Origin of the sequence: Shewanella decolorationis (genome assembly GCF_004354305.1) — a bacterium.
GTDB classification, from domain to species: Bacteria; Pseudomonadota; Gammaproteobacteria; order Enterobacterales; family Shewanellaceae; genus Shewanella; species Shewanella decolorationis.
In genome coordinates, this window is sequence record NZ_CP037898.1 from 4,172,329 (window position 1) to 4,192,907 (window position 20,579).

The following is a 20,579-nucleotide window of genomic DNA, read 5'->3' on the forward strand; positions in this document are numbered from 1 at the left end:
ACTTATTTGGCAATAAATATAAAAACTATTTAAACTAAAACGAAAATATCAATAAAAGATGTATCGATAGCAATATCACCCATCTATTTATTTGAACAATCTGATATAAACAAACTTTCAAGTAACCGTATAAAACCCTATATAATAAATGGCTAAATAAAGCTAAAAATAATTAGGGCGTGTGACGTTTCGAGATTAGATTTTGTTCGTTATGGCAAGCACGTGCTCACGAAACGAAGAATGATGTGCAGTTATTCTACTCAAATGACGAGCGGCTCTTATGACAGAAAGTAAGAGCAAGGGCTTGCCAGACAAACCTTAGGGCAGTATGCAAAGCATGGTTTTTAATCGCTTGCCCATAAAATAATCTATCAAATGCTCCCTTGCTGCATTCCATTATTAACATTATGCTAACCACCCCTGAATAGGTGGCAAAAACGATAATAAGGATCATCGAATGAACATACTCTCCGAATTTGGCCTAGCTGATACCCAAAGCCCATCGCAGGAGGTGTTCACGAACGTCTCAACCAAAAAACGTTATGCTATCGCTACTCAAGGCGCTTTAGTTTCACTGCTCAGTTTATTTTCTATAGCCACTCATAGTGCAGAACCAACTGCCACAAACGCCTCGATTACCGATGGCCCCTATGTGTTTCTCAACCAAGGACAAGAAAATACCGCCTACTGGATTTGCCAAAGTGAATTAAAGCAAACCCCTATCGCAAACAACCAATTAGCTCGCCCCAATGATTGCGGCAACTTGCCACAACCTTTACGCCATGACGAAGCCCCTCAGATTGAAGCCGATACTTACACCCATGCGGGTAAAATTGTGGCCTTAAGCGATGTGCATGGCCAATTTGATGTGATGATTAACTTGCTCAAAGCCCACAAGATTATTGATGAAAATAATCATTGGGCCTTTGGCGATGGTCATATGGTGATGACGGGCGATATGTTCGACCGCGGTCACCAAGTCAACGAAGTCCTGTGGTTTTTATATGAGTTAGACAAGGAAGCGCAAGCCGCTGGCGGTCGTTTACATTTACTTATGGGCAACCACGAGCAAATGGTGTTTCGCGGCGACTTACGTTATGTGAATGAGCGCTATCAAACCTCGGCCGAATTACTCAATCGCAGCTATGATGCGCTCTACAACAAAGACACCGAAATCGGCCGTTGGCTTCGTAGTAAAAACACGCTAGTGAAGATCAACAATCTGCTATTTATGCACGGTGGAATAAGCCCTGAGTGGGTCGAGCGTAAACTCAACATTAGCGATGCCAACCAGTTATTTCGCCAACATTTAGACGATAAAAAAGAAGATTTAAAACAAAACGATCTGCTGAACTTTCTGTTTTTCACTAACGGACCAACTTGGTACCGTGGCTACTTTAAAGACGCGCTTAGCGAGCAAGAAATTGACCAAATCCTTAACTACTTTAAGGTTGACCATATCATAGTCGGACACACCTCGCAGGATCGTGTTCTTGGGCTTTACCATAATAAAATCATTGCTATAGATAGCAGCATTAAGAATGGTCAATCTGGCGAGCTATTGCTGATAGACAAAGATAAACTTACCCGCGGCCTCTATCAGGGTGAGCAAGTACAACTTTAAGCCATGAGCACAACATTAAAGGATTAAGGGTTTACGGCATTCCCCCATAAGCCCTATTTTTCGAGATTATGATTCGACTCGATATCCATTTTTCGCTGTAGTTATGGATAGTTATTGCCATACTTATTGCCACAGTTATTCTCATAGCTATCGCCACAGCCGTTGTCATCGCTCTCACCATAATGACAACCACACAAAATTCCCACTCAAGATTCAAACAACCCCTATACTCAGCAAAGTGACTGTTTATTTTAAGGGATGAGTATGAACCTCAAGTCGCTAATCAACATTAGCCTTGTGTTATCACTCTTAGGATTATCCGCCCCCTGTGTGGCAGGGCGAGATTTAACGTTGGTGGCGACTAACTATCCTCCCTTTTATAGCAGTGAGTTACCCGATCAAGGTGGCGTCGCGCTTGTGGTCAAAGAAGCCTTTAAACATCAGGGTTACAATGCCAGTGTCAAATTCTATCCCTTCGCGCGGGCAGCATTGCTCGTTAAAACCGGCCAAGCCGATGGCATTATTGGCCTTTGGTACCGTAAAGAACGTGAGCAATGGGCACACTATTCCGATCCCATCCAGGCAGTTCAAATTGTGTTTTATAAACGCAAGGATAATCCGTTAAGTTTTAGCCAATTAACAGAGCTAAAGCCCTTCACCATAGGCATTGGTCGAGGCTATGCCAATCCACCTGAGATAGCCGCCGCGGGATTGACAACAGAAGAAGGCAGTTCAGATGAGATGAATCTTAAGAAATTATTTCTAAAACGTATCGACTTAGTCTTAATAGGCCACAATCTTGCTCAGTATTTGATCAAGCAACATGAAAGTGAATTTACCGATGCCTTCGAACAAGTTGGCGATCCTATCGCGACTGAAGTATTTCATTTAGGGGTTTCATTAGCCGTTAGCGATCAAACAACCTTAGTGTCTGAGTTTAACAAAGGGCTTGAATCAATGGAGAAAGATGGCCGTTTAGCCGAGATTTTAAGCCAGTTTCCGCAACTGCCGCCCGCCGTCGATCCGATAGAAAAAATACGAACACAAGCACATCCTTAGGCGCATAACTAGGCTATTTTACTTTGGGTAAAAATAGCCTAGAAAACTTAACGTTGACGCCCTCAACAAAAAACACAATTTCTTTCACTTTCGAGTGCTTAACTTTACAAACTTTTACCCACCTGATGACGGTTATTCACTAGAATAGCGCCATTAGTACGAACGCCTGTTAACTGTTTTTGTGCGAGATAATTATTCCAATGAAAAAAACCATAATAGCCATTGCCTTAATTGCTGCGGTTGCTACCGCTGTGAGTTTTAGTGATGTATTGCAGGCGGCCAAACCCGAAAGTGCGCCCCATTTAATGCGTACAGTACCTGTAGTCACAGGAGAAGTGGTTGAACATCCACTGGCACAATCAATTTCACTCATAGGTAAACTCGCCGCCGATCGCGCCGTGGTTATCGCGCCGCAAGTCACAGGCAAAATTAAACAAATCGCCGTGACATCTAACCAAGCGGTCAAGAAGGGCCAACTGCTTATCGAGCTTGACGATATGAAAGCCCAGGCCGCGGTAGCCGAAGCCAATGCCTTTTTAAATGATGAAACCCGTAAACTCAGGGAATTTGAAAAACTCATCAGCCGTAATGCCATCACCCAAACCGAAATCGATGCGCAAAAGGCTAGTGTCGATATCGCTAGAGCCAGACTCGCTTCGGCGCAGGCGGATTTACATTACCATTCGCTAATCGCCCCCTTTGCCGGCAAAACCGGTCTGATTAACTTCAGCGAAGGAAAAATGGTCAGTATTGGCACTGAGTTGATGACCTTGGATGATTTATCCAGCATGCGACTCGACCTACAGGTGCCCGAACATTTTCTATCACAGCTCAGCATTGGCATGCCCGTCTCGGCGACCAGCCGCGCCTGGCCGGGGGAAACCTTTATCGGCAAAGTGGTCGCCATCGATCCCCGCGTCAATGAAGAAACCTTAAACCTGAAGATCCGCGTGCAATTTGAAAACGCGAAAAATCGCTTAAAGCCCGGCATGATGATGTCATCAACCATCACCTTCCCACCGATTTCCGCCCCGATTGTGCCAGTGCAAGCCTTAGAATATTCAGGCACTAAGCGCTACGTGTATGTGGTGGGTGAGGACCATATCGCCCATCGCACCGAAGTCATTTTAGGCGCCCGCGTGGGGGACCAAGTGCTTATCGATTCTGGCCTAAAGATTGGCGACAAAGTGGTAGTGCAAGGGCTAGTGAATATGCGTGATGGCTTAAAGATCAATGAAGTCGCGCTCGAAGCCAATGGCAAAACTAATCGCCCGACAGCCAAGTCTGACGTCAACACTGCGGAGACGAAATAATGTGGCTGTCCGATGTATCCGTTAAGCGACCCGTTGTCGCTATCGTATTAAGCTTATTGCTGTGCGTGTTTGGCTTAGTGTCCTTTACTAAACTGTCGGTGCGGGAAATGCCCGATGTCGAAAGCCCAGTAGTGACCGTCAGTACCAGCTACTCCGGCGCTTCGGCCGCGATTATGGAGAGCCAAATCACTAAGACCCTCGAAGATGAACTCACTGGGATCAGTGGCATCGATGAAATCACCTCAACCACTCGTAATGGCAGCTCACGGATCACTGTGAAATTCCTACTCGGTTGGAACTTAACCGAAGGCGTAAGTGATGTGCGTGACGCCGTGGCCCGCGCCCAGCGCCGCCTGCCCGAAGATGCCAACGATCCTGTGGTCTCTAAGGACAATGGTTCAGGCGAACCCTCTGTCTATGTCAACTTAAGCTCTAGCGTGATGGACAGAACTCAATTGACCGATTACGCCCAGCGGGTATTAGAAGACAGATTTAGCCTGATTAGTGGCGTGAGCTCCATTAGCATCTCGGGTGGTCTATACAAGGTGATGTACGTCAAGCTCAGACCTGAGCAAATGGCGGGACGCAATGTCACAGTCACCGACATTATTAACGCACTGCGTAAAGAAAACGTCGAAACCCCGGGCGGTCAAGTACGTAACGATACCACTGTGATGTCGGTGCGCACCAAGAGACTCTATTACACCCCAAAGGATTTTGACTATTTAGTGGTTCGCACCGCCAGCGATGGTACGCCTATCTATCTGAAGGATGTGGCAGATGTGGCCGTTGGCGCCCAGAACGAAAACTCCACCTTTAAGAGCGATGGTATCGTTAACCTAAGCTTAGGTGTTATCACTCAATCCGATGCCAACCCTTTGGTGGTAGCCCAGCAAGTACACAAAGAAGTCGATAGAATTCAAGACTTTCTCCCCGAAGGCACAAGCCTAGTGGTGGACTTTGACTCGACCGTCTTTATCGACCGCTCAATTAACGAGGTATACAACACTCTCTATGTGACTGGCGCCCTTGTGGTATTAGTGCTGTATATCTTTATCGGCCAAGCCAGAGCGACCCTTATCCCAGCGGTGACAGTACCTGTGTCGCTGATCTCGGCCTTTATTGCCGCCAACATGTTTGGCTATTCGATTAACCTCTTGACCCTGATGGCATTAATTCTCGCCATCGGTCTTGTCGTCGACGATGCCATCGTCGTGGTAGAGAACATCTTCCACCATATTGAGCGCGGCGAAGAGCCGCTACTCGCCGCTTACAAAGGCACGCGAGAAGTAGGCTTTGCGGTTGTGGCCACCACCGCCGTGTTAGTCATGGTGTTCCTGCCGATTTCCTTTATGGAGGGCATGGTCGGTTTACTCTTTACCGAGTTTTCCGTGATGCTGGCGGTATCCGTGCTGTTTTCTTCACTTATCGCCCTGACACTGACGCCAGTACTGAGTAGCAAACTGCTCAAGGCCAATGTCAAACCGAACCGTTTCAATCGTTTCGTCGACAGTGGTTTTGCCCGCATGGAAAAGGTTTACCGTGTTGGCGTAACCCATGCAATCCGTTTTAGATTACTGGCGCCCTTGGTTATCCTCGCCTGTGTGGGCGGTAGTGTATGGTTAATGCAGCAAGTCCCCTCACAGTTGGCCCCCCAGGAAGACCGTGGTGTACTTTATGCTTTTGTCAAAGGCGCCGAGGGTACCAGCTATAACCGTATGACGGCGAACATGGATATCGTCGAAGACAGATTGATGCCACTCCTTGGCCAAGGGGTATTAAGGTCTTTCAGTGTGCAAGCCCCTGCCTTTGGTGGTCGTGCAGGTGACCAAACCGGCTTTGTGATCATGCAATTAGAAGACTGGGAACATCGTCATGTCACGGCTCAACAAGCACTTGGGATTGTCAGCAAAGCCTTAAAAGACATTCCCGACGTGATGGTTCGCCCTATGATGCCAGGCTTTAGGGGCCAATCGAGTGAGCCCGTACAATTTGTGCTCGGCGGCTCAGATTATGCCGAGTTGTTTAAATGGGCACAGGTATTAAAAGAAGAAGCTAATGCTAGCCCTATGATGGAAGGCGCGGATTTAGACTATGCCGAAACTACGCCAGAGCTAATCGTCACCGTCGATAAAGAACGTGCTGCAGAGCTTGGGATCAGTGTCGATGAAGTCTCGCAAACCTTAGAAGTGATGCTCGGCGGTCGTAAAGAAACTACCTATGTCGACCGAGGTGAAGAGTATGACGTTTATGTTCGCGGTGATGAGAATAGCTTTAATAACGTCGGCGATTTAAGCCAAATCTATATGCGTTCGGCTAAGGGCGAATTAGTCACGCTCGATACTGTCACCCATATCGAAGAAGTCGCTTCGGCACAAAAACTTAGCCACACCAATAAGCAAAAATCCATCACCCTCAAGGCCAACATTAGTAAAGGCTACACTTTGGGCGAGGCCTTGAAGTTTTTGGATAATAAGGCCATTGAGTTATTACCTAAGGATATTTCTATCGGTTATACCGGCGAATCTAAGGACTTTAAAGAAAACCAGAGCAGCATCTTAATTGTGTTCGGTTTAGCGCTCCTAGTGGCTTATCTGGTACTGGCGGCGCAATTTGAAAGCTTTATCAACCCCTTAGTGGTGATGTTTACCGTGCCTATGGGGGTATTCGGTGGTTTCCTCGGCCTGTTAGTCACCAGTCAAGGCATTAACATCTATAGCCAGATTGGGATGATCATGTTGATTGGTATGGTGACTAAGAACGGTATCTTAATCGTCGAGTTTGCCAACCAATTGCGTGACCGAGGTTTGGCCTTAGACAAAGCCATTATCGACGCGTCGACTCGTCGCTTACGCCCCATTTTGATGACAGCCTTCACCACCTTAGTGGGCGCAGTGCCGCTGATCTTCTCATCGGGCGCAGGCTCTGAGAGCCGGATTGCCGTAGGTACTGTAGTGTTCTTCGGTATGGCCTTCGCCACCTTTGTGACCCTGTTTGTGATCCCAGCTATGTACCGCTTGATCTCGGCCGCAACCCATTCACCGGGTTATGTTGAGGCGAAACTTGAGGCGGCCATTAAGGCTCAAGAATTAGCCGCTCAAGAATTAGCAGCGCAAGAGGCGGCCAAACAACAGGAACACACTGCCAAAGCCTAGCGAGATACAGTAAAGCGAAACGGCATAAGGTGTTTGTTAGAACCATAAAGCCAAGGGAATCCCCCTTGGCTTTTTATTTACGCTCGAGACGACTTCCCTCTTAGCACTATCCTGCCTGCCAAACCCGCATATCCAAGCCCAACGCATAGCAGCGCCGCGAAGCTAATCACGCCACCAAGATGGCTTACCATGCCTGCAGCGCCTAAACCTAGCCCCAACAGAATGTAATAAAACAGTCCAAACAGAGCACCCGCGGAACCTGCATAAGCGCGGTAGTTTGCCAGCGCCGAGCTCAGGATATTAGGAATCGCAATCCCATAAGCAATCACAATCAACAGCATGGGTAGTAAAAAGTAAACACTATTCAAACCAATATCAGTCGATTGGAACAGCCAAATACCGAGTCCACCGAATAGCGCCATAAGGCTTGCTAACCGCACCAATCGTGCACTGGAATAGCCTCTACCCAGTAATAGTTTATTAAAATAACTGCCAAGAAATGCGCCAAAGCCTAATAACAACCCACTGGCACCGAAGGCAAGCGTCGACAATCCTTGCGACTCAAACATAAATGGCGCCAGTGAAAAGTAGCTAAACCACATCAAGTTAAATGAAGCCACCAGCAAAGTGTTTTTCATTATCCCGCTGTCGGTAAGCATCTTGACAGCTAACTCAACGAGCGCGATTTTTTGGGTGAGTTCAGGCTTGGTTTCGGGCAAAGATTTTACCGACAAAAACAACAACACAATGGCAGAAACCATCAGGGCGACAAACACCCCTTGATATCCCCAATAAGCACTGAGGATGCTCCCCAATAGCAATCCGATAATCGGGCTGATCCCAAGAGACATGCCCATCACCGAAAAGACTTTCGCGAGTTCCTCCCCGTTGTAACTGTCACGCATCATGGTTTGAGTAATGACAGAGCCAACCGCCGCACCAAAGGCCGATAATACCCGAGCGAGCAACAACAGGGTAAAGTCGCTAATCATCAACGCGAAGGCGGAACCAATGGCATAACAGACTAAGCCCGCAAGCATCGCGCTGCGCCGACCAATAATGTCGGCTAAACGACCCCAGCAAAATACGCCTACAGCAAACGCGATAAAGTACACAGATAAGGTTTGCGAGGCGCTGGCAACAGACACCGCAAAGTTTTCTGCAATATTAGGCAACGCAGGGCTATAGATGGTTTCCATAATTTGCGGAAACATCATCAACAGCACACACAACCAGAGTGGTGGTTTTATTTTCATGATTTTTATCTAAGTTTTAGTTCTCAGGGTTAACCGATAAACCAAAACGGCGCTCCATACTTGTCAAAGAGGGCGCAGTATAGATAGGATCCCTAATTGACAATTAACGATACTTAGACAAAAAACATCAAAAATAAGACAACATGGCCTTTATTCAACCGGAGCAGCAATTTAATCCCGATGCCTTAAACAACCTAGTGATCGGCATTGCCGCCGAAATGGGCGAGCATGACTCAGGCGTACATCAGCATCGCAAGGCTCAGCTGCTCTACTCATCGGCGGGATGTATGCGGTTTAACTTAGCCGATACTCAAGTCGTATTGCCGCCAACCCGTGCGGCTTGGCTGCCCGCAGGCGTGGTACATCAAGTCACAATGCGCAATGTTGTGGCCTATCGCTCACTCTACTTTGAGCCTGAAACCGTGGCGTCTTTGCCGGATAACGTCACGATTTTCCATGTAAATCCGTTACTCAAAGCGTTAATCGACACTATGTCCTTTTGGCCTTGGGACAAGCCCAGACACAGCCAGCATAATGCCTTTGCCCTGCTGATTGAAGAGTTACTCAATGCGGATGCAGAGAATTTAAGCTTACCCCTGCCCAAAGACAAACGGCTGCAAACTTGGCTTAAGCAATTGCAGCAACAGCAAAAAATTCCCGCCAGCTTGCAGGATATGGCTATTGAAATCGGCGCCAGCGAACGCACCATCAGCCGTATCTTTAGCAACGAAACAGGCATGGCTTATCAGGCGTGGCGGCAGCAATGGCGTTTACTGTCGGCCATTGAGCAGTTAGCTGCGGGCGCCTCGGTGGCGCAGGTAGGATTCAACTTACAGTTTTCCAGTGACAGCGCCTTTATCAGCTTTTTTAAACAATATACAGGAACGACACCGGCGCAATATTTTAAATAAACCCAATATTTGATTTTGCGCGTATAAATGTTTCGAACTGTAACCTTGATTAACTGGATAAACCCATTAGCTAAAGTGAAAAGCTTGAGCTTTCTCGTTGAGAAAAGTTTAGGAATCAAAAAGATAGTTTAAGATTTTTAGCTCAAACTAGGCCAAACATCCAGTCTAGCCAATCATGACTCGATTCCGCCCCTCAAGCTTAGCGCGATAAAGTGCTTTATCTACTCGATAAAGCGCACTTCGGACACTCTCATTATGCTGAACTGAAACACAACCTAAACTCACGGTAAGATTCAACTGATGCTCTTGATAGTGAAAACTCGTACTCGCTATCTCACAGCGAATATCTTCTGCTAACTGGTAGGCTATGTCTAAGGAACTATGCCGCAATATAATTAAAAACTCCTCCCCGCCCCAACGAGCAATACAACTGGCTTGGTGGGTAAATTTTTCCAACGTTGTTGCGATTTGTACCAACACTTCATCACCACATAAATGACCATAGGTATCGTTGATCGTTTTGAAAAAGTCCGCATCACACATCAATAAGCTCACTTTAGCGTCGGTCTGATGTGCAGGGATGATTAGCTGCGTCAACACTTTTTCCGCCTCACGGCGATTGGCAAGTCCTGTGAGCATATCAGTGTAAGAAAGCCGAGCATTTTCCTCTATTAGTGTTTGCAAATCATGGATATCCCGCATGGTCACCACATGCAAATCCGATAGGTTATCAGTACTAATTTGCGCCGTAATAACAAACCAACGGAATTCACCATTACCGCAACGGATCCTCGCCTGCATTTCTGCCGTCTTGATACCCGCAGCTAAACTACGCTTAACTTCAGCCTCCCATCCGTCAATCATCGCCTGTCTGACAACAGCATCTGGATAAACAGTATTAAACCAAGCATCAATATCGGGAATATCAGTTATGGTATAACCAATCTGCTCGATAAAAGCTCTATTCATAAAGCGATGTATTCGTTGTATTTTTCCGGAAGATTGATTGATGTGAGATTCGGAAAGCAGGATGGGGATAGGGATAAAATCTAAGCTTTGAAAGAGTATTTCCTCTGTTTGAGGTGTATTTCGCTTAACCATATCCTTCCCCATTCAAATCATATCGGTCTACTCGAACCTTAGTCGTAGCCACATATTCAAGCCATTACAACATTATTGCGGCCATTGTTTTTTGCTTTATATAGGGCCTTATCAACTCGAGAGAGCAGGCTGTGTAGGCTTTCATCTGGTTGATATTTAACACAACCAAAACTCATCGTGAAATGCATTAACTGACCATAGGACCGATAATCAGTCTGCTCAATCTGCTCTCTTAAGTGCTCGCAAAGCAATGCTGCGGACTCAGGTTCGGTATTATCCAAAACAATTAAAAATTCCTCTCCGCCCCAACGCGCAATACTGGCTGCTGATTTAGCAGATTCTTGCAATTGTACAGCGACAATTTTGAGTACATCATCACCACAGAGATGACCAAAGTTATCATTGATATCCTTAAAGAAATCGATATCACACATCACTAAACATAGGGAAGAGTGAGCAAGGTTACTTTGCTTCATTGCTATGGCTAACACTTCCTCAACCCGCCGACGATTAGCAAGACCAGTCAGTAAATCCGTATTCGATTGCCGCTCATTTTCCTCAATCAAAAGCTGTAATTGATGAACATCTCTCATAGTCACAATATTTAAATTGGATTGGTTTTCTGTCGTTAATTGAGCTGTAATTAAAAACCAGCGGAACTCACCATTACCGCAGCGAATATATGTTTTAAACCCTGCAGTGCTAAGTCCTTGTTTTTCACTAGCATAAACAACGTTATCCCATTCAAGCATCGCTTTATTTCTTATAATAGGATCGGGATAAACAGTATCGAACCATGCCGCAATATCAGGAATATCGTTTATGTTATAGCCCAATTGCTCGATAAAAGCGTGATTCATAAAATGATGTACTCGATGCGTGCTTGGGCGTCGTCCCTCAACTTCTAACCCCTCAGATAACAAAATAGGAATAGGGATATAATTCAATGTCTTAAATAATAACGCCTCACTCTCTTCAGTAAATAATCGTCGCATCCGTACCCTCCAAAATTACAACATACAGATAACATTTACTGATAAAAGCACATAAGATTTGTAAGGACAAGACAACAAATAAGACTTATTGAGAAAATATCGAAACCCTTTAAATGTAAAAAATGAATAATAAAATTAATTAAAAATAAATATTTTATAAGACAAGCGTTTAACTACTCATCACAACATATGACTTGTTTGAATCTATATTAATTAACACAATTCAACAGCTTATTTTTTAACCGTTACTTTTAGGGTTTTACGTACGAAATAAAACCACACGATGATTTTATGTATATAGTTCCGAATCGAATAGCGACATAAATCAGTAAAACAATAAAGTCATAACTCAAGTATCACTACATTAACTTAATGTTTATCAATATAAAGTTTCCAAAATGTATAGCTATAACTCGCACAATGGTCACAACCAGTGACGAGTTCTATGCCTTTGGCCTCATGAGATGCAGTTTTATCATTAACAGTCCATGCTATAGTGACGATGACATTCACTCATCCAACTATCATCTTGAATAAAATCGCCCTCTTTGTTGACGTACAAAACATCTATTACACCTGCCGTGAGGCCTATCAGCGCCAATTTAACTATCGTAAACTTTGGCAACAGTTAAGTGCACAAGGTGAGATTGTCGGCGCAACAGCCTACGCAATTAACCGTGGCGATGAAGGTCAATTGAAGTTTCAAGATGCCTTAAGACATATCGGCTTTGAGCTAAAACTAAAACCTTTTATACAGCGCACTGATGGCTCAGCGAAGGGCGATTGGGATGTGGGTATCACCATAGATGTGCTCGAAACCGCGCCTAAGGTAGATACTGTGATATTACTTTCTGGTGATGGTGATTTTGCATTATTGCTCGATAAGATAAGGCAAAAATATGACATCAGCGCCGAAGTATATGGCGTACCTCAACTTACGGCAAAATCCCTAATAGATGCGGCAACACGGTTTAATCCAATCAATGATACTTTGCTGCTTTAGGGCGCTTAGGCTTGAAACTCGTGAGTCGAAAGCCGATAAAAGTTATCAATATCGGCCAACAACACGCGATAAACATCGGCATCTAACTGACCCTTATCGACCATTGGCTGCATAATTTCAAAAATATCTGATAGGGCTAAAGAGCCTCTATATGGCCGTTTTTGCGTTAACGCCTGAAACACATCAACGACAGCCAAAATACGTGAAGGTAGATCTAGCTGTTCTTGCCGCTTACTAAAGGGATAACCGGAACCATCGAGACGTTCATGATGGTTTGAAGCCCATTCGCCAATCACTGATTTTGGAAAAAAACTATGTAAGGTATGTTCAGTGTCCACGGTGTGGCGCTTAACAATTGAATATTCCTCCTTCGTCAGCTTACCTTCCTTATGAAGTAACAAATCTGGGGTTTTTAGCTTACCAACATCGTGTAGTAGTCCTGCAACATACAAGAGTTCGACATCCTCTTCGCTGAGGCCACAATCCTTCGCCAGTAATTTAGCGAGTAAAGCTACTTTGTCAGAATGGTGGAATGTAAAAGGACTCTTTGCATCGACAATCCGAGCAAGAAATCGCGCCAATTGCTTTACCCCTTCTAAATCCAACTCTTTGTCGTAAAAATTATTCGCCTCAAATTCTAAACCTAATAACGCTATGTGGCTGGCATCCATGTTGTACCAAAAGCCATCTTTTTTAACTAACTGGCACATCGCCTTGACCATTTCTGGCTCAAATAAGGTTCCGCTGTGGGCCATTAAATTTTCAGCCACCATACTTTCATGCAAAGTAATTAACTCCTCATGGCAACCATGGGTGTATCTCGCTCTTAAAAAATCGGTACGATCGGCTAAGAAAATCAACGCCGCAACATCACGCTCAAAAGTGGAAAGATCATGGGAAAGCAACTCCAACCAAGGTGTGTGATGATAAAGGACAATAGCCGCAAATACGTCTAGGATAGGGCATTTAAGTAATGCTTCATAACCGCGTTGACTATGGCACTGGGCATCTTCCGGTTGCATCAGCTTCAGTAAACGCAAATGCTCTTCCGATGAGGACACACCGCAGTCATGAATAAGCCCTGCAAAATAAGCAAATTGCTTTTTATCATCAGGCCAACCCAAAACACACGCACATTCATACGCAATGTAAGCCACTCGATGTCCATGATGGAGATCGTCCACACCAACAAAGTCCAATACTGTCGCCACGGCTATCAAGGCATGCCTAACATCCACTTTGATTTTTACACTTGAGGGCTGAATGGTATTCATCGCATTTCCCTAATTGATCGAATCAACCTCTGTAAAATATAGTCAATACCTTGATTTTTATCCCAGATAAATCCAATAACTCCTATAAATCATAGCTAAGAGAAGAACCTTTTAAGTGCCAGTTAGTCCACCTATCATAGAATCGCAAGTTCTAACCTTACCAATTGATTATTAAAACTTTTAATTAGGGCGTGTTGACGTTTCAGTTTTTTTACAGCAATTTGGCTGGCTTTTATGCAAGGCAAAGTCCGTGCAGTGTAGTTATGCTACATAAACGGACGATAACGCGGCAGAAAGCCAGCCAAATGCAGCCCGAAGGGTTCGTCTGGCAAGCCCTTGCTCTTACTTTCTGTCATAAGAGCCGCTCGTCATTTGAGTAGAATAACGACACATCATTCCTCGTTTCGCGAGCACGTGCTTGCCTGAACGAACAAAATCTAATCTCGAAACGTCAGCACGCCTTAGTAGTCTTAGTATTAAACAAGAGGTTCAATCTTACATTAACTACGTCTATTCCATTCCATATCTCACCGTAAACTGATGCCCTCCTGAATATCAACACAGCCGACACAAATAAAGGAAGTGCAATATTAATAGTCATTAGGGCTATAGCGTATTCAGATGGTTAACCACAATTTGCGAATCTAAAAATCCAATCTAAGCTTACTTTAACCCTAATTAAGTATTAGTAGGATGATATGAAATATTCGCTCTCCGCTTTAATGTTGTTAGCCACACTACCTTGTTCTGCTGCAACCTCAGTCACAGTCAAAGTCGCCTCCGATTACTTGTTTAATGGCGTTAGCCAAACTCAAGAAGACCCAGCCTTACAAGCCAGTTTTGATTGGGCTGGAGATTCTGGTTTATATGCAGGAATTTGGGGTTCAAATGTCGACTTTGGTGAAGGTACCGATTTAGAAGCTGATGCCTACGTCGGTTACTACTTTGCCCTAACAGATGCCATCAATCTCGACATTGGCATAGCCCAATACACCTACCATGGCGAAGGGTTTAGCTCCGATTACAACTATGCAGAAAGTTACGCCAAGTTCAATTATGCCAATACTAATTTGAATTTTTGGTACTCCTGGGACTACTTTGGCACAGGTGCAGGGCATGCCATAGTTATGGTCGTACAATCATTCCCTATTAATGACGATTTGTCCTTTGATATTAGCGCGGACTACTCTAAAAGCTTAGATAGTGATAAGTGGGAATGGGAGACTGACGATGACGCCTATATCCACTGGCGCGTTACCGCAAACTATTCTTGGTCTGGCTGGGACTTTACCGCAGGTTATGAAGATACAGACCTTGAGACCTACGGTGAAGGAACTTTTCTTGTAACTGTTGCACGCACTTTTAATTTCTAAAGAGGCCAATATGAAAACTTTGGTATCCCTGATTTTAGTACTATTTATCAACACTGCCGTTGCAGAAACAGTCTATTTAACGTCTTTATCTTGGCCACCTTATTCAGATAAATCTTTAAGTGAGCAAGGAGCCTCTGTCGCAGTGGCTAAAGCGGCCTTTAAGGCTGAGGGACATGAGTTAGTTGTCGATTTTTTCCCTTGGACTCGAGCGGTAAAAATGGCGTCGGAACCAAACTCTAAATACTTAGGTTATTTCCCAGAATACAAATATGAAACCTCGGAATTTGTGTTTTCCGATCCCATGGGTAAAGGCCCTTTAGGTTTGGTACAAAATAAAAACAAGCCGATTAGTTTTACTGCTGTCGCAGATTTAGCTGGTAAACGGATTGGAGTCGTCCAAGATTATGTAAATACCAAAGAATTAGATGACATGATTGCATCTGGTGCCATTAAGGGGGATGCAGTCCCCTCAGACGATCTCAATGTCAAAAAAGTAGGCTCTGGACGCCTCGATGCAGCAGTAATTGACGCCAACGTATTGAAATATTTACTCAATACAGATCCATCTCTCAGCGAATTTAAAAATACTGTAGAAATGAACAATGTGATCTTAGAAGATAAAAATCTCTATATTGCGTTTCGTAATGATGCCGAAGGCCAAAAATGGCAGAAAATTTATAATCAAGGACTAACGAAAATTGACGTTAACAACATCATGTCAAACTACTTGAAGTAGGAGTTCCCCTTGATCCACTCCATCTTGTTTAGGTTAGTATGCACCGCATTAGGCGCGATGGTATTAGTGCTATTATGCTTCGGGGTTTATGACTATTCAACTCAAAGCCGTCAGCTAAAAGACAAGCTAAACGCTGAAATATCACTAGCGAAAGAGCGAATAGGACTATCCCTGCCCAATGCGATGTGGAATTTCCAAGATAAACTGGCGCAAAAACTCGTCAATGCCGAAGTGACCTCGGAAAACATTGCTAAGTTAGTGATTCAAGATACTAATGGTAAAACATTTGTCGAAACTCAGGGCCCCGCTACGGCAAACACAATCGAAGGGGAATTATTTTTTGATGATAACGGCAGCCCAACCAAAGTTGGCAGTTTAAAACTCTATATAGATGAAAGCCACATCGACCAAGCCTTATTAGACTTAGCACTTGCATCTGCACTTAAGGTACTGCTTCTAGTTTTAATTCTCGGGACCGTTTTAACACTAATATTCAATAATTTAGTTGCAAAACCTTTGTTTGAGGTTGCAGATAAAATGGCCACAATTGCTCACGGTGAAGGGGATCTTACTCAAGAGTTAGTTGTTAGACGCAACGATGAGATTGGCCAACTTGCGGCCTCATTTAATCAATTCGAGCATAAAATTGCCGAATTGATTAAAGCGGTAAAACTCTCAATTGATGACTCCTATAATGTGGCGCAAAATATTTCTAACCTCAGTAGTGAAGGCTTTAACTATTTAACCAATCAGCAAGCTGAAACCGATCAAATAGCCATTGCTATTACCGAAATGGCATCATCGGCGGTTGAAATTGAAAACAATGCTAAACGCTCCTTAGAATCGGCAGAAACTGCAAAACTTGATTCCCATAAAGTTCAGCAAGCTTTCGATAACTCCATTTCAGCTATCGAAGATTTAGTTGAACAGCTCGATGAAGCCTCAGGTGTTATCGGCTCACTAGAAGAAAGTGTTCAAGGAATTGCATCACTCTTGGATGTCATTCAATCCATCGCAGAGCAAACTAACTTACTCGCCCTAAATGCGGCTATTGAAGCTGCTCGCGCTGGCGAACAAGGTAGAGGTTTTGCGGTAGTTGCTGATGAAGTTCGTTCACTTGCTAGTAGAACACAAGCAAGTACCGCTCAAATTCATGCAACTATTACTCAGCTTCAGCAAGGTTCTCAATCTGCAGTCAAAGTCATGTCGATCAGTAAAGACAAAAGCCATGAGAGTATGCAAGCAGCTAATTCGGCTAGTGCATCTATTCATCGGATCGCCGACGCTATTACGGCCATAACTCAGATGTCGAGTCATATTTCTGCGGCAATTACAGAGCAAAGTATGGTTGCAGAAGATATTAGTAAAAATATTAATGAAGTCGTTTCATCTGGACAGAACAGTATGAGCAAAATTGAAAACGTTCAAATGTACTCGAATGATATGAAAGAACTCGCTATCCAGTTAAAGGAAAATGTCAGTGTCTTTAAAACCTAAGCTCTTAGTAGGCCGTTGCTATACCTGATACATAACGCAAATCATGAATAGCAACGGCTCAAGTTAAAATTATCTCTGCGGTTTATTCGATAACTTAGCTAAAACATCGTAAAACAAAGCTTAACTTAAACAGTCGTCACGGTTTTACGACGACCACCTTTAGCTAACGCATAGTAGAACAATGGCGTCAGGATCAAACCAAACAACGTCACCCCTATCATACCGGCAAATACCGCGACGCCCATGGCTTGACGCATCTCGGCGCCCGCGCCTGTTGAAAACACCATGGGTACCACCCCCATGATAAAGGCGATAGAGGTCATCAAGATGGGGCGTAAACGTAAGCGCGCCGCCTCGAGAATCGACTCCATGACTTCCATACCATGGTCTTGTTTTTCTTTGGCAAATTCGACAATCAGAATCGCGTTCTTGGTCGCTAAGCCCACGAGGACGATAAGACCAATCTGGGTGAAAATATTATTATCACCGCCATAAATAAGCACACCACTGAGCGCTGAGAGTAAGGTCATTGGAATGATTAAGATAATCGCCAATGGCAAACTCAAACTCTCGTACTGCGCCGCCAGCACCATAAATACCAGCAGGATCACCAGAGGGAACACTAACAAGCCTGTGTTACCGGCGAGGATCTGCTGATAGGTCAGTTCAGTCCACTCGTAGGTCATGCCTATGGGCAAAGTCTCGGCAAGGATTTTCTCAATCGCCGCCTGCGCTTGGCCCGAACTCACACCGGGTGCAGGGCCACCGTTAATCTCAGCCGTAGTGAAACCGTTATAGTGCATCACGCGATCGGGCCCCGCACTCTGGCTCACATTGATAAAGGAGCCGAGTGGGATCATATCGCCATTCACATTAGGCACTTTTAGCTGACTGATCTGCTGCGGGCTTTGACGGAATGCTTCGTCGGCCTGCATATTCACCTGATAGGTTCGACCGAAACGATTGAAGTCGTTGACATAGGTCGAGCCCATATAGGTTTGTAATGTCTGGAAAATTTGATCGAGCGACACTGCCTGCTGTTTCGCTTTAGTTCGATCGATATCCAGTTCAAGTTGTGGCACGTTCACTTGATAGCTGGAGAAAATCCCCGCTAATTGTGGATCGGCCCACGCCTTGTACATTACTTGTTGGGTCACCTGATACAAGGCCTCATAACCAAGGTTGGCTCTGTCTTGAATTTGCAGACGGAACCCTCCAATAGTGCCGAGGCCTTGCACAGGTGGCGGCGGGAAGATGGCAATAAATGCATCCTGAATACCAGCAAATTGCTGATTTAATTGGCCGGCAATCGCATTCGCCGACAGTTCAGGACTCTTACGTAACTCAAAATCATCTAGAGCAACAAACACTACGCCCGAGTTAGGGCTATTGGTAAAACCGTTGATACTCAGACCGGGGAAGGCAATAGAGTGCGCCACACCGGGGTGATTCAAGGCGATATCGGACATTTTCTTGATCACCGCATCGGTACGCTCGAGTGAGGCCGCATCCGGTAATTGGGCAAATGCCACTAAATACTGCTTATCCTGTCCTGGCACATAGCCCGTTGGAGTATTCACAAATTGCACGCCCGTAAGCGCAACCATGCCCAAATACACCAGTCCGATAATGCCGCCAAAACGGATAACCTTACGTACTAAATAGCCATAACCTTCTGAGGCACGGTTGAATAAGCGATTGAATGGCGTAAATAACCAGCCACCAAACAGCTTATCCATTAACCGAGTGAGCGCATCTTTAGGTGCATCATGGCCCTTGAGTAACAACGCCGATAACGCAGGGCTCAAGGTGAGCGAGTTAATGGCCGAAATAAAGGTCGAAATCGTGATAGTCAGCGCAAACTGTTTATAAAACTGCCCCGTTAATCCGCTCATAAAGGCGGTAGGAATAAACACCGCGGCCAACACTAAAGTGGTTGCCACAATCGGCCCAGTCACTTCCTTCATGGCTCTTTGTGTTGCGGCAATTGGGCTTAAACCCGAAGCGATATTTCGCTCGACGTTTTCTACCACCACGATGGCATCGTCGACCACAATCCCGATGGCCAGCACCAGACCAAACAGCGACAAAGCATTAAGCGAGAAGCCCATCAAGTGCATAAAGGCGAAGGTCCCCACCAAAGACACAGGCACGGCCACCAGCGGAATAATCGAGGCGCGCCAAGTTTGCAGGAACAGCACCACCACGAGTACCACTAAGAGCACGGCTTCAAGTAAAGTTTTAATCACAGCTTCAATCGAGCCACGCACAAACACGGTCGGATCGTACACAATTTCGTATTGCAGCCCTTCGGGGAAAGACTTCGCCAGTCTTGCCATTTCGGCTCGCACATCGTCGGAGATTTGAATCGCATTCGAGCCTGATGCTTGGAATACAGGAATCGCGACTGCATCCTTGTTATCCAGCAATGAACGCAGCGCATAGCTAGTTGCACCGAGTTCGACACGCGCCACATCCTTAAGACGGATCACCTCACCGTTTTGACCGACCTTGATAATAATGTCTTCGAATTCTGACAGTTCAGTCAGACGACCCTTAACGTTAATCAAGAGTTGGAAGTCGGCATTACCACTAGGCTGCGCCCCTAAACTACCCGCTGCCGCTTGCTGATTTTGCTCACGTACGGCGGCGATAATTTCAGCTGGCGACATGCCAAGCGCCGAGACTTTATTCGGGTCAAGCCAGATCCGCAGACTATATTCGCCCGCACCAAATAAACGCACCGCGCCCACGCCTTTGATACGTGCTAACTCATCTTTTACGTTGAGCGCCGCGTAGTTAGACAAATACAGCATGTCATAACGGTTATCCGGCGACAGTAAATGCACCACCATGGTTAAGTCGGGCGAGGACTTTTCGGTCACAATCCCAAGGCGTTGAACCTCCTGCGGCAAACGTGGCATAGCACGGTCAACGCGGCTCTGCACTTGAGTTTGCGCCCTGTCCACATCGGTGCCAATGGCAAAGGTGATGGTCAAGGTCATGCGTCCATCGGATGTCGCCTGCGATGACATATACAGCATGTCTTCGACGCCGTTGATTTCCTGTTCTAAGGGCGAGGCAACCGTTTCGGCAATGACTTTAGGGTTAGCGCCAGGATAATTGGCGGTCACCACGACTGTCGGTGGTACCACTTCAGGGTATTCGGTAATAGGTAATTGCCAGACAGCAATAGCCCCTGTGATAAAAAATAGCAGCGAGAGAACGGCTGCAAATATCGGTCTTTTAATAAAAAACTGCGACAACATTCTGTTGGATTCC

General features: G+C 45.2%; 14 protein-coding genes. 9 read left to right on the plus strand and 5 right to left on the minus strand.

The features are described from left to right. Positions 1 to 457: 457 nt before the first annotated feature. The 4 genes from EYR25_RS18650 (at position 458) to EYR25_RS18665 (ending at position 7,151) form a co-directional block, all read left to right on the plus strand. Positions 458 to 1,624 carry a metallophosphoesterase gene (locus tag EYR25_RS18650; RefSeq protein ID WP_133182114.1) on the plus strand — a complete coding sequence of 389 codons (1,167 nt, stop codon included), beginning with the start codon at positions 458 to 460 and terminating at the stop codon, positions 1,622 to 1,624. Positions 1,625 to 1,888: 264 nt separating this feature from the next. Further along, positions 1,889 to 2,683, plus strand: coding sequence for a substrate-binding periplasmic protein (locus tag EYR25_RS18655; RefSeq protein ID WP_133182116.1), 795 nt, complete (start codon positions 1,889 to 1,891; stop codon positions 2,681 to 2,683). A 200-nt stretch (positions 2,684 to 2,883) separates the two neighbouring features. Next, entirely contained in the window at positions 2,884 to 3,996 is a 1,113-nt protein-coding gene (locus EYR25_RS18660; protein WP_133182118.1) for an efflux RND transporter periplasmic adaptor subunit, read from the plus strand. Next, positions 3,996 to 7,151: a multidrug efflux RND transporter permease subunit gene (locus EYR25_RS18665; RefSeq protein ID WP_023267576.1), complete on the plus strand. Its 3,156-nt coding sequence runs from the start codon at positions 3,996 to 3,998 to the stop codon at positions 7,149 to 7,151. Before EYR25_RS18660 ends, EYR25_RS18665 begins: the two co-directional genes overlap by 1 nt. Positions 7,152 to 7,228: 77 nt before the next feature. Here EYR25_RS18665 and EYR25_RS18670 read toward each other — a convergent pair whose 3' ends face one another. Further along, a complete protein-coding gene (locus EYR25_RS18670) occupies positions 7,229 to 8,407 on the minus strand; it encodes a multidrug effflux MFS transporter (protein ID WP_133182120.1) in 1,179 nt (392 codons plus the stop codon). 143 nt (positions 8,408 to 8,550) lie between these two features. Between EYR25_RS18670 and EYR25_RS18675 the strand changes: the two genes are divergently transcribed. Continuing rightward, positions 8,551 to 9,318 carry an AraC family transcriptional regulator gene (locus EYR25_RS18675; RefSeq protein WP_133182123.1) on the plus strand — a complete coding sequence of 256 codons (768 nt, stop codon included), beginning with the start codon at positions 8,551 to 8,553 and terminating at the stop codon, positions 9,316 to 9,318. A gap of 165 nt (positions 9,319 to 9,483) precedes the next feature. Here the strand turns inward: EYR25_RS18675 and EYR25_RS18680 are convergent, their stop codons facing one another. Next, positions 9,484 to 10,419 (minus strand): sensor domain-containing diguanylate cyclase, encoded by a 936-nt coding sequence (locus EYR25_RS18680; protein ID WP_133182125.1) that lies wholly within the window; start codon positions 10,417 to 10,419, stop codon positions 9,484 to 9,486. A gap of 56 nt (positions 10,420 to 10,475) precedes the next feature. Then, the gene (locus EYR25_RS18685; RefSeq protein ID WP_023267580.1) at positions 10,476 to 11,414 is read right to left on the minus strand and encodes a GGDEF domain-containing protein; all 939 of its coding nucleotides are present in this window, start codon (positions 11,412 to 11,414) and stop codon (positions 10,476 to 10,478) included. A gap of 529 nt (positions 11,415 to 11,943) precedes the next feature. On the opposite strand from EYR25_RS18685, the gene EYR25_RS18690 reads away from it, so the two are divergent. Next, positions 11,944 to 12,417, plus strand: coding sequence for a LabA-like NYN domain-containing protein (locus tag EYR25_RS18690; protein WP_133182959.1), 474 nt, complete (start codon positions 11,944 to 11,946; stop codon positions 12,415 to 12,417). Positions 12,418 to 12,422: 5 nt separating this feature from the next. Here EYR25_RS18690 and EYR25_RS18695 read toward each other — a convergent pair whose 3' ends face one another. Beyond that, positions 12,423 to 13,691, minus strand: coding sequence for an HD-GYP domain-containing protein (locus tag EYR25_RS18695; RefSeq protein ID WP_133182127.1), 1,269 nt, complete (start codon positions 13,689 to 13,691; stop codon positions 12,423 to 12,425). 698 nt (positions 13,692 to 14,389) lie between these two features. Between EYR25_RS18695 and EYR25_RS18705 the strand changes: the two genes are divergently transcribed. Genes EYR25_RS18705 through EYR25_RS18715 form a run of 3 tightly spaced genes read left to right on the plus strand, consistent with a single transcriptional unit; the run spans position 14,390 to position 17,297 of the window. Next, positions 14,390 to 15,064: a TorF family putative porin gene (locus EYR25_RS18705; RefSeq protein WP_133182129.1), complete on the plus strand. Its 675-nt coding sequence runs from the start codon at positions 14,390 to 14,392 to the stop codon at positions 15,062 to 15,064. 10 nt (positions 15,065 to 15,074) lie between these two features. Continuing rightward, positions 15,075 to 15,800 carry a substrate-binding periplasmic protein gene (locus tag EYR25_RS18710; protein WP_039978375.1) on the plus strand — a complete coding sequence of 242 codons (726 nt, stop codon included), beginning with the start codon at positions 15,075 to 15,077 and terminating at the stop codon, positions 15,798 to 15,800. A 9-nt stretch (positions 15,801 to 15,809) separates the two neighbouring features. Beyond that, complete coding sequence (locus EYR25_RS18715; RefSeq protein WP_133182131.1) at positions 15,810 to 17,297, plus strand: methyl-accepting chemotaxis protein; 1,488 nt, start codon at positions 15,810 to 15,812, stop codon at positions 17,295 to 17,297. 125 nt (positions 17,298 to 17,422) lie between these two features. On the opposite strand, the gene EYR25_RS18720 is transcribed toward EYR25_RS18715, so the two are convergent. After that, positions 17,423 to 20,566 (minus strand): efflux RND transporter permease subunit, encoded by a 3,144-nt coding sequence (locus tag EYR25_RS18720; protein ID WP_133182133.1) that lies wholly within the window; start codon positions 20,564 to 20,566, stop codon positions 17,423 to 17,425. Positions 20,567 to 20,579 lie beyond the last annotated feature (13 nt).

Excerpts from the sequence above, each read along its gene's own strand:
- EYR25_RS18650 (WP_133182114.1), top strand. The coding sequence starts at position 458 with ATGAACATACTCTCCGAATTTGGCCTAGCTGATACCCAAAGCCCATCG.
- EYR25_RS18720 (WP_133182133.1), bottom strand. The coding sequence starts at position 20,566 with ATGTTGTCGCAGTTTTTTATTAAAAGACCGATATTTGCAGCCGTTCTC.
- EYR25_RS18665 (WP_023267576.1), top strand. The coding sequence starts at position 3,996 with ATGTGGCTGTCCGATGTATCCGTTAAGCGACCCGTTGTCGCTATCGTA.
- EYR25_RS18680 (WP_133182125.1), bottom strand. The coding sequence starts at position 10,419 with ATGGTTAAGCGAAATACACCTCAAACAGAGGAAATACTCTTTCAAAGC.
- EYR25_RS18695 (WP_133182127.1), bottom strand. The coding sequence starts at position 13,691 with ATGAATACCATTCAGCCCTCAAGTGTAAAAATCAAAGTGGATGTTAGG.
- EYR25_RS18685 (WP_023267580.1), bottom strand. The coding sequence starts at position 11,414 with ATGCGACGATTATTTACTGAAGAGAGTGAGGCGTTATTATTTAAGACA.
- EYR25_RS18705 (WP_133182129.1), top strand. The coding sequence starts at position 14,390 with ATGAAATATTCGCTCTCCGCTTTAATGTTGTTAGCCACACTACCTTGT.
- EYR25_RS18710 (WP_039978375.1), top strand. The coding sequence starts at position 15,075 with ATGAAAACTTTGGTATCCCTGATTTTAGTACTATTTATCAACACTGCC.
- EYR25_RS18675 (WP_133182123.1), top strand. The coding sequence starts at position 8,551 with ATGGCCTTTATTCAACCGGAGCAGCAATTTAATCCCGATGCCTTAAAC.
- EYR25_RS18660 (WP_133182118.1), top strand. The coding sequence starts at position 2,884 with ATGAAAAAAACCATAATAGCCATTGCCTTAATTGCTGCGGTTGCTACC.
- EYR25_RS18670 (WP_133182120.1), bottom strand. The coding sequence starts at position 8,407 with ATGAAAATAAAACCACCACTCTGGTTGTGTGTGCTGTTGATGATGTTT.
- EYR25_RS18655 (WP_133182116.1), top strand. The coding sequence starts at position 1,889 with ATGAACCTCAAGTCGCTAATCAACATTAGCCTTGTGTTATCACTCTTA.